The organism is Pseudomonas sp. GW823-FHT01D03 (genome assembly GCF_058798255.1).
The window spans coordinates 2,538,591-2,551,248 of the sequence record NZ_JBXAKK010000001.1 but is presented as its reverse complement, the minus strand read 5'-3'; the positions used below and the strand labels follow the sequence as shown (position 1 = coordinate 2,551,248).

Here is a 12,658-nt window from a genome sequence, read left to right as displayed (position 1 = left end):
ATGAGTGAAGCGCTGGTGCTGTGCCGCTTTGTGCATTTCAGCGCGGTGTTGATGCTGTTCGGCGCCTGGCTGTTTCGGCCGCTGCTGCTCAAGGCGCCAGTGCCGACACTGGATCGGCAACAAGCGCGAATGGCGCGCTGGCTGACGGCGATTGCGCTGCTCAGCGGTGTGACCTGGGCACTGTTGATCACCGCGAGCATGGCCGGTTCGGCGGCGGCCGCGTTCGACCCGACGACCATTGGCGTGGTGCTCGGCAACACCTTTTTCGGCCAGGTCTGGCGTTGGCAGCTGCTGATCAACGCGCTGTTGCTGGCGTTGCTGTTCACGCCCTGGCGATCAAGCCTGGCGTTGCGCCTGGGCTTGAGCGCGCTGCTCCTGGCGACCCTGGCGCCGGTCGGTCACGGCGCAATGCTCGACGGCCTCAGCGGGCAACTGCTGATCCTCAACCAGATCGTCCACCTGACCTGCGTCGCCGCATGGCTTGGCGGCTTGTTGCTGCTGGTGTTGATCCTGCGCCAGCCAGGCGCAGCGATGGGCCGGATCCTGCAGCGCTTCAGCGGTGTCGGTTATGCGATCGTTGGCGGGCTGCTGATCACCGGGTTGATCAACGTGCGCGTGCTGACCGGGCAATGGTGGCCGACGCCGCTGTTTGCAGGCTTTGCCTTGATTCTGCTGATCAAGGCGTTGCTGGTGCTGGGCATGCTCGCGCTGGCGTTGTTCAACCGCTTGCGGATTGATGATTGCGAAGAGCGGATGGGCACGCTCAAACGCAGTGTGCTGCTGGAATGGTTGCTGGGCATGGGTGCTGTTGCAGCCGTCTCCCTGCTCGGCACACTGCCGCCGATGATTGCTGGATAAACCCAATCTGAGTGTGGGAGCGGGCTTGCTCGCGAAAGCGGTGTGTCAGATACGAAAATATCGCCTGACACACCGCTTTCGCGAGCAAGCCCGCTCCCACATTTTTGATCTGCGCAGGTCAATGCGGTTGTGTATCGCCCGCTGCGGTGTCGATGCTGACGACCACCGACATCCCCGGGCGCAAGCGTTCCTCTTCCTGCTGCCCCTCATCGATGGTGATCCGCACCGGCACGCGCTGGGCGATTTTCACGAAGTTGCCGGTGGCGTTGTCGGCCTGTAACAGGGCGAATTCCGAACCGGTGCCGGGCGAAATATGCTGCACATGGCCGGTGAACTTGCGGTGGTTCAGCGCATCGACGGTGAAGCGCACCGGCTGCCCGACGCGCACGTTGTTCATCTGGGTTTCCTTCATGTTGGCGATCACCCATTTCTGGTTCGGCACCAACGCCATCAACTGCGCCCCGGAGTTGACGTAAGCGCCCAGACGCACGCCGATCTGTCCGAGCTGGCCGTCACGCGGGGCAACAATGCGCGTATTCGACAAATCGATCCGCGCCAGTTGCACCGCCGCTTCAGCGCTGGCCACTGCGGCTTCCAGCGAGCCGCGATTGACGATCACCGTTTGCAGATCCTGCCGGGCGATTTCCAGATTGGCCTTGGCCTGCGCCACCGCCGCAATGCTCTGCGCATTGGCCGCGAGCGCCACGTCCATCTCGCGTTTCGACACCGAGCCGTCACTCACCAGCTCCTTGTTACGGCGCAGATCCGCCTCGCTTTTGCGCAACTGCGCCTCGCTGTCAGCCACCACCGCCTGACGCAGTTTGATCGTCGCTTCGGCGCTGTTGCGTTGCTGCACCACGTTGGCCAGCGCAGCCTTCTGCACCGCCAGTTGCGCCAGCGCCTGATCGAGGCGCTGCTGATAAATCCGGTCGTCCAGACGCACCAGCAAGTCGCCGGTCTTCACGTACTGGAAGTCCTGCACCGGCACCTCAAACACGTAGCCACTGAGCTGCGGGCCGATGATCGTCACCTGGCCGCGCACCAGGGCGTTTTCGGTGGTCTCGACCGCGCTGCTGAACGGCGGCAACTGCCAGGCGTAGAGCACGATCAGCACGCCGACGACGGCAATCGCGGCAAAGCCCAGCGACGAGATGATCCGCACCCGCAACGAGCGCGGCTCGGTGTTCGGCGAAGACGGCGGCGCCACGCCTTCCGGGGTGGCGGCGATGGCATTGGTGGTTGTGGTAGTCGGTTCGGTCATGAATTGGAGGCACCGCTAGAAGGTACGGAAGGCGCGGGGTCGACGGCTTTGGTGGTGCTCATCAGCCACAGCGCACGAATGGACAGCCAGATCATGGTCAGCACCGCAATCACGGCGATCAGCATGAATACATCGTTATAGGCCAGCACGTTGGCTTCGCGAGTCGCGGCATTCGCCAGGCTGCGAATGCCCTGCAGGTTGCGCAGGCTGGGGTCGGCCAGCACCGAGCCGACCGCCGACCCGCCGCTCTGTACGCGGGCAGCCACCAACGGATCGGACAGCGTCAGGTGCTCGACCAGATGGCTGGAATGAAATTTCTCGCGCACGATCTGGAACGTACCCAACAACGCCGCGCCGAGCAGGCCACCGAGGTTGTTGCAGATCCCGAACAACACCGAAAAACTCACCAGATTACGTGGGTTGGTCAGCACGTTGCGGGTGCCGAAAACCATGGTCGGTCCCAGAAAAAACGTGCTGCCGAAGGCCAGCAGAAACTGACTGAAATACAGGTTTTGCGGGCGGGTCAGGTTGTTGGAAAAGCTGTCCATCACCGAACCGGTGGCCATCAGCGCCAGCGAGATGATCAGCGGCATCAGCAGGTGCTTGGGGTCGATGGTCAGGGCGCTGGTCGCCAACCCGGCGATGCTGCCGATCAGCATCACCACGTACAGGCTGTGCAACTGCTCATAACCCATGTTGAGGTTCTGCATGAAACCGACGGCGCCGGTGGACTGTTCCGAGGTAACCATGCGAATCAGGGTCACCGCCAGCGCCAGGCGGATCATCGTGCCGCTACCGAGCCAGCGGGTCATCAGCATCGGGTTGCTGCGATTGTGCTCGATCGCCAGGCCGGCGAGGATCAGGGCAATCGAGGCCGCCAGCGCGTAGCCGATCCAATTGGCTTCCAGCCACCAGTCGATGCGCCCCAGCGACAACACCGCGCACAGCAGTGCCACGCCACTGGCGAGAATCGCGAAGGTCAGAAAGTCCAGCGGTTCAAAGGTTTTGAAGCGGTCACCGGGCGGCAACTTGAGCAGCAGCACGCAGCCCAGCGACAGCAAGGCCATGCCCAATTCGAACAAGTACAAGCCGCGCCATTCGGCAATCTGCAGCAAGTCTTCGGAGAACAATCGCGCCAGCGGCAAAGCCAGTTGCGAGGCGCCGAGGCCCAGCACCAGCGCCTTCAACCGCCACTTGGCCGGAAATGCCTGAACCATGTAATACAGGCCCAGCGAACTCAGCGCCGCACCGACCATGCCATGCGCCGCCCGCACCGCGATGGCCGAGCTCAGGTCGTTGACGAACAGATGACCGAACGTCACTAGTGCATACAGCACCAGAAACACTTCGGTGAATGCACGCAGGCCGAACTGCTGACGAAACTTCACCAGCAGCAGGTTCATCGACACGTTGGTCATCACAAACGCAGCCGGCAGCCAGGCCATCTCCGCCGTGGTCGCACCCAGCGCACCTTGCAGGTAAGGCAGGTTGGCGACCACCAGCGAGTTACCCAAACCACCGGTCACCGCCACCAGCAGCCCGACCAGCGCATAGGCCAGGCGCTTGGGGTTGGAGTGCAGCGGCGTCGAGGGGGAACCGGGCAGACTGGGCTTCTCGTGAGGCTGCCAGTTGCGCGGGGCGTATCGATCCATTGAAAGGCCTTGTGCATGTGTTGCCGGGAGTTTGCCGCAAATCCTGCGGCAAACCCACAATCCTGTGGGCGCTGGCTTGCCAGCGATGACGGCAGTCGGCTCGGCAACAAGCTGACTGGCAGACCGCTATCGCGGGCAAGCCCGCTCCCACAGGGTCCGCGGTGGATTGGTAAATTCTGTTTAAAGGTCTTCTCGCCCGCAACGGATTTTTCCCCCGCCGGGCAACGAAACAGCCCTCTTCGCCGCATTTGGAGGGCTGCCACCTCGCGCAAACTCGTCGTAAAAAGCCCTGTTGACTTTTGCGGAAAACCTCGCAACTATCCGCAACCATGTTGTACGACGACGTATAACAAATAATAAAAACAACAAATGCAACAGGGAGCGTCACAGTGAGCACACTCGTCTGCAATTCCGTTCGCACGTCCCGTTTTTCCATCCCCCGCCCGCGTTCCACCCTGAGCTTGATCGGCTGCAGCAGCCTCGCCCTGGTTTTGCCGATGAGTGCAGACGCCGAGGGCTTCATCGAAGACAGCAAAGCCACGCTGAACCTGCGCAACGCCTACTTCAATCGCAACTTCGTCAACCCGAACTACCCGCAGGGCAAGGCGCAAGAGTGGACGCAGAACTTCATCCTCGATGCCAAATCCGGCTTTACCCAAGGCACCGTTGGTTTCGGTCTCGATGTGCTGGGGATGTATTCGCAAAAACTCGATGGCGGCAAGGGCACCGGCGGTACGCAACTGTTGCCGATTCACGATGACGGGCGTCCGGCGGACAACTTCGGTCGCCTCGGCGTGGCGCTGAAGGCCAAAGTGTCGAAGACCGAATTGAAGGTCGGCGAATGGATGCCGGTGCTGCCGATCCTGCGCTCGGACGATGGCCGCTCCCTGCCGCAGACCTTTCGCGGTGGCCAGATCACCTCCACCGAAATCAACGGCCTGACCCTCTACGGCGGGCAGTTCCGTGGCAACAGCCCGCGCAACGATGCGAGCATGGAAGACATGTCGATGAACGGCCGCGGCGCCTTCACCTCCGACCGTTTCAACTTCGGCGGCGGCGAATACACCTTCAACGACAAGCGCACCCTGGTCGGCGTGTGGTACGCCGAACTCAGCGACATCTACCAGCAGCAGTATTTCAACCTCAGCCACAGCCAGCCGCTGGGCGACTGGACGCTGGGCGCCAACCTCGGTTTCTTCACTGGCAAGGAAGACGGCAGCGCCCAGGCCGGCGACCTCGATAACAAGACTGCATTTGCCATGCTTTCGGCCCGCTACGGCGGCAACACCTTCTATGTCGGCCTGCAAAAACTCAGCGGCGACGACGCGTGGATGCGCGTCAACGGCACCAGCGGCGGCACCCTGGCCAACGACAGCTACAACGCCAGTTATGACAACGCCAAAGAGCGCTCCTGGCAGTTGCGTCATGACTACAACTTCGTTGCCCTCGGCATTCCCGGCCTGACCCTGATGAACCGCTACATCAGCGGCGACAACGTGCACACCGGGACGATTACCGATGGCAAGGAATGGGGTCGCGAGTCGGAACTGGGATACACCGTGCAGAGCGGGCCGCTGAAAAACCTCAATGTGAGATGGCGCAACGCGACGATACGCCGGGACTTCAGCACCAATGAGTTCGATGAGAACCGGATCTTTGTCAGCTATCCGATTTCGTTGTTGTAACCGCCAGGCGCCGCTCCCCTGTAGGAGTGAGCCTGCTCGCGATAGCGGTGTGTAAGCCGCCTCTTCCTCAACTGACACAACGCTATCGCGAGCAGGCTCACTCCTACAGGGGATTGCATTGCAGGGAAGGAATTGTGTTGAAGGGAAAGGAACCGGGCCTTCCGTCACTTGCACCAAAAGTCGCGTTGACAAGTTCCGGAAACCCTACCGATACTTCAGCGCAGTCATACGACAACCTACAACAAACCTAATAACAACGTGTAAGGGATTGCCATGACGTCTACCTCTACTCCCCGCGCCCCGTTCAACCGTCTGCTGCTGACCGGCGCTGCCGGTGGCCTGGGCAAAGTCCTGCGCGAACGCATGCGCCCTTATGCCCATGTCCTGCGCCTGTCAGACATTGCCGCTCTCACCCCAGCCGTTGATGATCGCGAAGAAATCGTCCCCTGCGACCTTGCCGACAAACAGGCGGTGCACCAACTGGTCGAAGGCGTCGACGCGATCCTGCATTTCGGCGGTGTCTCCGTAGAGCGGCCCTTCGAAGAAATCCTCGGCGCCAACATCTGCGGTGTCTTTCACATCTACGAAGCTGCACGCCGCCATGGTGTGAAGCGAGTGATCTTCGCCAGTTCCAACCACGTCATCGGCTTCTACAAACAGGACGAGCCGCTCGACGCCAGCTGCGCCCGCCGCCCCGACGGCTACTACGGATTGTCCAAGTCCTACGGCGAAGACATGGCCAGTTTCTACTTCGATCGCTACGGCATCGAGACGGTCAGCATCCGCATCGGCTCTTCATTTCCCGAGCCGCAGAACCGCCGGATGATGCACACCTGGCTGAGTTTCGACGACCTCACGCACTTGCTCGAGCGCGCGCTGTACACACCAAACGTTGGCCATACCGTGGTCTACGGCATGTCCGCCAACAAGGACGTCTGGTGGGACAACCGCTTCGCCAGTCACCTCGATTTTGAAGCCAAGGACAGCTCCGAAGTGTTCCGCGAAAAAGTCGAAGCACAGCCTATGCCCGCCGCGGATGACCCGGCGCGGGTCTATCAGGGCGGCGCGTTCGTCGCGGCCGGCCCCTTCGGTGACTGAACACTCTGCCAACGACGCAAAGGAATGAGTATGCAAGCCGAATTGATCGTCGATGCGCGCAACGCCGTGGGCGAAAGCCCGGTCTGGGTGCCGCAGGAAAACGCACTGTATTGGGTCGATATTCCCAACGGCGGACTGCAACGCTGGAGCGCTGACACCGGCCATGTGCATGCCTGGAAAACCCCGCAAATGCTCGCTTGCATCGCCCGTCACAGCGATGGCGGCTGGGTTGCCGGCATGGAGAGCGGCTTTTTTCATCTGCACCCGCACAGCGATGGCAGCCTCGACAGCGAATGGCTCGCCGCCGTCGAGCACAGCCGACGTGACATGCGCCTCAACGATGGTCGCTGCGACCGCCAGGGCCGTTTCTGGGCCGGCAGCATGGTGCTGAACATGGGCCTGAGTGCGTACGAAGGCCGACTCTACCGCTACGGCGCCGAGCAGTCTGGTGTAATCGAAGCGCAGCTCGACGGTTTCATCGTGCCCAACGGCCTCGGCTTCAGCCCTGACGGCAAGACGATGTACCTGTCCGATTCACATCCGCACGTGCAATTGATCTGGGCCTTCGATTACGACACCGAGACCGGCACACCGTCGAACCGGCGGATCTTCGTTGACATGAACCACTTCCCCGGCCGACCGGATGGCGCTGCCGTGGATGCCGAAGGCTGCTACTGGATCTGCGCCAACGACGCCGGCCTGATTCACCGTTTTACCCCGGACGGCCGCCTCGATTTCTCGCTGCAAGTGCCGGTGAAGAAACCGACGATGTGTGCCTTCGGCGGCAGCCGCCTGGACACCCTCTTCGTGACCTCGATTCGTCCCGGCGACGACCACGATCCGCAATCCCTGGCCGGCGGGGTGTTTACCCTCAACCCCGGGGTCAAAGGCCTGGAAGAACCGCTGTTCGACGATTCCCTGTAACACCCGCCTCTGCTGCACCGCTGCGCCTTGAACACAAAAATAACAAGACTGGAGACTCACCCCCATGAACTTCAAACGCACCTTGCTGGCCGCTGCACTCCCGCTGATGTTTACCTTCACAGGCGCCGCCCAGGCCTTGCAACTCAAATTCGCTGACATCCATCCCGCCGGTTATCCCACCGTGGTGGCCGAAGAAAACATGGGCAAGACCCTGACCAGGGAAACCAACGGCGAGCTGACCTTCCAATACTTTCCCGGCGGCGTGCTGGGCTCGGAAAAGGAAGTCATCGAGCAGATGCAAGTCGGCGCGGTACAGCTGTCTCGCGTCAGCCTGGGTATCGTCGGCCCGGTAGTGCCGGATGTGAACGTGTTCAACATGCCGTTCATCTTCCGCGACCATCAACACATGCGTAACGTCATCGACGGCGCGGTGGGCGACGAGATCCTCGACAAAATCACCAACTCCGAATTCGGCCTCGTGGCTCTGGCCTGGATGGACGGAGGCACACGCAACGTCTACACCAAGAAACCGGTACGCAAGCTCGAAGACCTCAAAGGCATGAAGATTCGTGTGCAGGGCAACCCGATGTTCATCGACATGATGAACGCCATGGGCGGAAACGGTATCGCCATGGACACCGGGGAGATCTTCAGTGCCTTGCAGACCGGCGTGATCGACGGCGCGGAAAACAACCCGCCGACCCTGCTCGAACACAACCACTTCCAGAACGCCAAGTTCTACAGCCTGACCGGTCACCTGATCCTGCCAGAGCCGATTGTGATGTCGAAAATCACTTGGGAAAAACTCACCCCGGATCAACAGGCGCTGGTCAAGACCGCCGCCAAGGCTGCCCAGGCTGAAGAGCGCGTGCTGTGGGACAAGAAGTCCGCTGCCAGCGAAGAAAAACTCAAGGCCGCTGGCGTCGAGTTTATCCAGGTTGACAAAAAACCCTTCTACGACGCCACCGCACCGGTGCGGGAAAAGTACGGTGCGAAGTACGCCGACCTGATCAAGAAAATCGAAGCCGTTCAGTAACGCCTCCCGCTCCGTCCTCATTAACCAGGCCCGGCGCACCTGATGACTCAGGCGCGCCCGGTTACGGTGGAACCCGATGAAGAATCTACTGCTGCGTATCAACGACAAGATCTACATGACGTGTATCTGGGTCGCCGGTCTTTCCGTCCTGGCAATTTCCCTGATGATTCCCTGGGGCGTGTTCGCTCGCTACGTGCTGGGCACCGGTTCGAGCTGGCCCGAGCCCACGGCGATCCTGCTGATGATGGTGTTCACCTTCATCGGTGCCGCCGCCAGTTACCGCGCCGGTGCGCACATGGCCGTGGCCATGCTCACCGACCGCATGCCACCGCACGTGAGATCCGCGGCGGCGATTTTTTCCCAACTGCTCATGGCGGCGATCTGCATTTTCATGACGATCTGGGGCGCCAAGTTGTGCATGTCCACCTGGAACCAGTTCATGGCAGCCCTGCCCGATCTGCGGGTTGGCGTGACCTATCTGCCGATTCCCGTGGGCGGCTTGCTGACGCTGGTTTTCGTCCTGGAAAAACTCTTGCTCGGTGACCAGAGCAAACGGCGGGTCGTGCAGTTCGATCTGGTTGAAGAAAGTGAAGGTGGCGCTTAATGGACGCTCTGATTCTGCTGGGCAGTTTTATCCTGTTGATCCTGATCGGCATGCCAGTCGCCTATGCGCTGGGCGCCGCCGCGCTGATCGGTGCATGGTGGATCGACATCCCGTTCCAGGCGGTGATGATCCAGGTCGCGTCGGGGGTGAACAAATTCTCGCTGCTGGCCATTCCGTTCTTCGTCCTGGCCGGGGCGATCATGGCCGAGGGCGGCATGTCCCGGCGTTTGGTGGCGTGTGCCGGGGTGCTGGTGGGCTTCGTGCGCGGCGGCCTGTCGCTGGTCAATATCGTCGCCTCGACCTTCTTCGGCGCGATCTCCGGTTCCTCGGTGGCCGACACCGCGTCGGTGGGTTCGGTGCTGATTCCGGAAATGGAACGCAAGGGCTATCCACGGGATTTCTCCACCGCGGTGACCGTCAGCGGCTCGGTGCAAGCCCTGCTCACTCCGCCAAGCCACAACTCCGTGCTCTACTCCCTGGCCGCCGGTGGTACGGTTTCGATTGCCTCGCTGTTCATGGCGGGCATCGTGCCGGGGTTGCTGATGAGCGCCTGCCTGATGGTGCTGTGTCTGATCTTCGCGAAAAAACGCGACTACCCCAAGGGTGAAGTCATCCCGATGCGCCAGGCGTTGAAAATCGTCGGCGAAGCCCTCTGGGGCCTGATGGCGATGGTGATCATCCTCGGCGGCATCCTCTCGGGGATTTTCACCGCTACGGAATCGGCGGCCATCGCCGTGTTGTGGTCGTTCTTCGTGACCATGTTCATCTACCGCGACTACAAGTGGCGTGAACTGCCGAAGCTGATGCACCGCACGGTACGCACCATTTCCATCGTGATGATCCTGATCGGTTTCGCCGCGAGCTTCGGCTACATCATGACCCTGATGCAGATTCCGGCGAAAATCACCACGCTGTTCCTGACCCTGTCGGACAACCGCTACGTGATCCTGATGTGCATCAACGTCATGCTGCTGTTGCTCGGCACGGTGATGGATATGGCGCCGCTGATCCTGATTCTGACGCCGATCCTGATGCCGGTGATTCTCGGCATCGGTGTCGACCCGGTGCAGTTCGGCATGATCATGCTGGTCAACCTCGGGATCGGGCTGATAACACCGCCGGTGGGCGCGGTGCTGTTTGTCGGCTCGGCGGTGGGCAAGGTCAGTATCGAGAGCACCGTGAAAGCGCTGCTGCCGTTTTATGCGGTGCTGTTTCTGGTGTTGATGCTGGTCACTTACATCCCCGCCATTTCCCTGTGGCTACCGCACTTGGTGTTGTAACAGCCTGAAAGATCGCAGCCTCGTTTCACTCGACAGCTCCTGCATGGGAATGCGATTCCTGTAGGAGCTGCCGAAGGCTGCGATCTTTTGATCTGCCAACATTCAGGCCCGCAACAACATGTATCCCGCCACCACCAGACACACGCTGGCAAACCCCACCTGCAACGTCCTCGCCGGCACCTGGGCGCAGAGTTTGCGGCCGATGATCATGCCGACAATGCTGGCCACGATAAACGCCGCGCCCTGAGCGTCAATCCGCACGCCCGCGTGAAAGGAACCGATCACGCCAATTGCCGAAATCAGGCTGATCACCATCAGCGACGTCGCGACAATCCCGCGCATTTGCACATCGGTCAGTTGCTTGAACGCCGGCACGATCAGGAAACCACCGCCAACGCCAAGCAAGCCCGAAACCACACCGGTCACCGCGCCCAATGCCGCCAGGGTCGCGGTGCATTTGGCGGTCCAGTCGAAACGCCCGGTCTGCTCATTGAGCATGCAGTTTTTCTGCCCCCAGCTCGCGTGGCCGTGGTCGCTCGGCCCCTCTTGCGCACGCTCGCGGCGCAGCATGCGCCAGGCCACCATGACCATCAGCAGACTGAAGAGGATCATCAGGATCTTCTCCGGCAACTGGTGCGCGAAATAAATGCCCAGCGGCGAAAACAGCGCACCGAGCGCGGCAATCAGCAGCGCCGCGCGATAACGCACCAGACCATGACGCAAACCGTCGATCGCCCCGACTGCCGCCGCACTGCCGACGGCGAACAACGCCACGGGCGCGGCCTGGGTCATGCTCCAGCCGAGACCAAGCACCAGCGCCGGCACCGCGAGAATCCCGCCGCCCGCCCCGGTCAGTCCGAGAATCAGCCCCATCAACACGCCAAACAGACTTGCCAGCAACATAGGGAGTTCTCAGTCGACTTTGGACAAACCGGTCAGCCACTCGCGGCCCTTGAGCATGCCGTTCCAGTAGAACCACGGCAGCAGCGTCGCCTTGAGAAACCACGCCGAGCGGCGCGGCACGGTCGCATCGAGGGCGAAGGTCGGCAGCAACTTTCCGCCGTAACCAAACTCGGCGAGGATCACCTTGCCCTTCTCCACCGTTAGCGGGCACGAACCGTAGCCGTCGTACTTCAGTGGCAGCGGTTGTTGCTTGCGCACGGCCAGCAGATTTTCCGCGACCACCACAATCTGCTTGCGCACCGCCGCAGCGGTTTTCGCATTGCTGGTGCCGCAGATATCACCGAGGCCGAACACCTCGGGGTAACGCGGATGTTGCAGGCTATGCGGATTGACTTCGCACCAGCCAGCACCGTCGGCCAGCGCACTTTGCGCGATGAAATCTGGCGAGACTTGCGGCGGGACTACATGCAGCAGATCGAAGGTTTTCGCCTGTGTGGTGACGTTACCGTCGGCGTCCTTGATCTCGAACCACGCGGTTTTTGCCGGGCCGTCAACCTTGACCAGACTGCTGTTGAAGGCCAGTTGCGCGTTGTATTTTTCGATGTACTTCATCAGCGGCGGAACGAAGGTCGCGACACCGAACAGCGCGGCGCCGGCCAGGTTGAACTCGACTTTGATGTTGTTCAGCACAGCGGTTTTGCGCCAGTGATCGCACGACAGGTATAACGCCTTCTGCGGCGCGCCGGCGCATTTGATCGGCATCGCCGGCTGGGTAAACAATGCCTTGCCGCCACGCAGTTTCTGCACTTGATCCCAGGTGTACTGCGAGTGCTGATAGCTGTAGTTGGACGTCACGCCGTGCTGGCCGAGGCTTTCCTGCAGGCCTTCGATCTTCTCCCAGGCCAGACGCAGACCGGGGCAGACGATCAGGTTCTGGTAAGTGACGGTGCGCTGATCGTTGAGGGTCAACTGGCGCTGATCGGGATCGACGCCAGTCACCGCCGCCTGAATCCAGGTGGCCTGACGCGGCATCACTTTGCTCATCGGGCGGACGGTGTCTTTGACGTCGTAGGCGCCACCGCCAACCAGCGTCCACGCCGGTTGGTAGTAGTGCTGGGCGCTTGGCTCGATCACGGTGATGTTCAGAGTGGGATCACGCTTGAGCAGACTGGCGACGAAGCCGATGCCGGCGGTGCCGCCGCCGATGACCACGATATCGGCACTGATGGATGGGCCCCAGTGTTGATCGTTCATTGCTTGTTCCTTATTGCTGCATGCAAGGATTTCTTGGCCATCCCACAAATCCATTGTAGGAGTGAGCCTGCTCGCGATAGCGGTATGTCAGTCTATGAAGATG

At 61.1% G+C, this 12,658-nt stretch carries 11 protein-coding genes; 7 read left to right on the top strand and 4 right to left on the bottom strand.

Translation table 11 applies throughout. From position 1 onward, the window contains the following. Window positions 1-858, top strand: coding sequence for a copper homeostasis membrane protein CopD (gene copD, locus AC1RBR_RS11250; RefSeq protein WP_492564367.1), 858 nt, complete (start codon window positions 1-3; stop codon window positions 856-858). A 118-nt stretch (window positions 859-976) separates the two neighbouring features. Here the strand turns inward: copD and AC1RBR_RS11245 are convergent, their stop codons facing one another. Together AC1RBR_RS11245 and AC1RBR_RS11240 are read right to left on the bottom strand one after the other, a co-directional pair. After that, window positions 977-2,119 carry an HlyD family secretion protein gene (locus AC1RBR_RS11245; protein ID WP_492564365.1) on the bottom strand — a complete coding sequence of 381 codons (1,143 nt, stop codon included), beginning with the start codon at window positions 2,117-2,119 and terminating at the stop codon, window positions 977-979. After that, window positions 2,116-3,771, bottom strand: a complete 1,656-nt coding sequence (locus AC1RBR_RS11240; RefSeq protein WP_492564364.1) for an MFS transporter — start codon at window positions 3,769-3,771, stop codon at window positions 2,116-2,118. The genes AC1RBR_RS11245 and AC1RBR_RS11240 overlap by 4 nt, the downstream gene beginning before the upstream one ends. 389 nt (window positions 3,772-4,160) lie before the next feature. Between AC1RBR_RS11240 and AC1RBR_RS11235 the strand changes: the two genes are divergently transcribed. The 6 genes from AC1RBR_RS11235 (at window position 4,161) to AC1RBR_RS11210 (ending at window position 10,398) form a co-directional block, all read left to right on the top strand. Then, a complete protein-coding gene (locus AC1RBR_RS11235; protein WP_492564362.1) occupies window positions 4,161-5,456 on the top strand; it encodes an OprD family porin in 1,296 nt (431 codons plus the stop codon). A 273-nt stretch (window positions 5,457-5,729) separates the two neighbouring features. Further along, complete coding sequence (locus AC1RBR_RS11230) at window positions 5,730-6,554, top strand: NAD-dependent epimerase/dehydratase family protein (protein ID WP_492564360.1); 825 nt, start codon at window positions 5,730-5,732, stop codon at window positions 6,552-6,554. A 30-nt stretch (window positions 6,555-6,584) separates the two neighbouring features. Then, the gene (locus AC1RBR_RS11225; protein ID WP_492564358.1) at window positions 6,585-7,478 is read left to right on the top strand and encodes an SMP-30/gluconolactonase/LRE family protein; all 894 of its coding nucleotides are present in this window, start codon (window positions 6,585-6,587) and stop codon (window positions 7,476-7,478) included. 64 nt (window positions 7,479-7,542) lie between these two features. Next, on the top strand, window positions 7,543-8,514 hold the full coding sequence (locus tag AC1RBR_RS11220) for a TRAP transporter substrate-binding protein (protein ID WP_123588209.1): 972 nt from the start codon (window positions 7,543-7,545) through the stop codon (window positions 8,512-8,514). A gap of 76 nt (window positions 8,515-8,590) precedes the next feature. Further along, a complete protein-coding gene (locus AC1RBR_RS11215; protein WP_047601543.1) occupies window positions 8,591-9,118 on the top strand; it encodes a TRAP transporter small permease in 528 nt (175 codons plus the stop codon). Further along, window positions 9,118-10,398 (top strand): TRAP transporter large permease, encoded by a 1,281-nt coding sequence (locus tag AC1RBR_RS11210; RefSeq protein WP_027613212.1) that lies wholly within the window; start codon window positions 9,118-9,120, stop codon window positions 10,396-10,398. The genes AC1RBR_RS11215 and AC1RBR_RS11210 overlap by 1 nt, the downstream gene beginning before the upstream one ends. 102 nt (window positions 10,399-10,500) lie before the next feature. On the opposite strand, the gene AC1RBR_RS11205 is transcribed toward AC1RBR_RS11210, so the two are convergent. Beyond that, window positions 10,501-11,301: a sulfite exporter TauE/SafE family protein gene (locus AC1RBR_RS11205; RefSeq protein ID WP_480405068.1), complete on the bottom strand. Its 801-nt coding sequence runs from the start codon at window positions 11,299-11,301 to the stop codon at window positions 10,501-10,503. 9 nt (window positions 11,302-11,310) lie between these two features. Continuing rightward, complete coding sequence (locus AC1RBR_RS11200) at window positions 11,311-12,555, bottom strand: NAD(P)/FAD-dependent oxidoreductase (protein ID WP_492564356.1); 1,245 nt, start codon at window positions 12,553-12,555, stop codon at window positions 11,311-11,313. Between the last annotated feature and the right edge of the window lie 103 nt (window positions 12,556-12,658).

Bases quoted from the DNA above. Each gene is read 5' to 3' on its own strand.
- copD (WP_492564367.1), top strand. From the start codon at position 1: ATGAGTGAAGCGCTGGTGCTGTGCCGCTTTGTGCATTTCAGCGCGGTG.
- AC1RBR_RS11245 (WP_492564365.1), bottom strand. From the start codon at position 2,119: ATGACCGAACCGACTACCACAACCACCAATGCCATCGCCGCCACCCCG.
- AC1RBR_RS11240 (WP_492564364.1), bottom strand. From the start codon at position 3,771: ATGGATCGATACGCCCCGCGCAACTGGCAGCCTCACGAGAAGCCCAGT.
- AC1RBR_RS11230 (WP_492564360.1), top strand. From the start codon at position 5,730: ATGACGTCTACCTCTACTCCCCGCGCCCCGTTCAACCGTCTGCTGCTG.
- AC1RBR_RS11225 (WP_492564358.1), top strand. From the start codon at position 6,585: ATGCAAGCCGAATTGATCGTCGATGCGCGCAACGCCGTGGGCGAAAGC.
- AC1RBR_RS11220 (WP_123588209.1), top strand. From the start codon at position 7,543: ATGAACTTCAAACGCACCTTGCTGGCCGCTGCACTCCCGCTGATGTTT.
- AC1RBR_RS11215 (WP_047601543.1), top strand. From the start codon at position 8,591: ATGAAGAATCTACTGCTGCGTATCAACGACAAGATCTACATGACGTGT.
- AC1RBR_RS11210 (WP_027613212.1), top strand. From the start codon at position 9,118: ATGGACGCTCTGATTCTGCTGGGCAGTTTTATCCTGTTGATCCTGATC.
- AC1RBR_RS11205 (WP_480405068.1), bottom strand. From the start codon at position 11,301: ATGTTGCTGGCAAGTCTGTTTGGCGTGTTGATGGGGCTGATTCTCGGA.
- AC1RBR_RS11200 (WP_492564356.1), bottom strand. From the start codon at position 12,555: ATGAACGATCAACACTGGGGCCCATCCATCAGTGCCGATATCGTGGTC.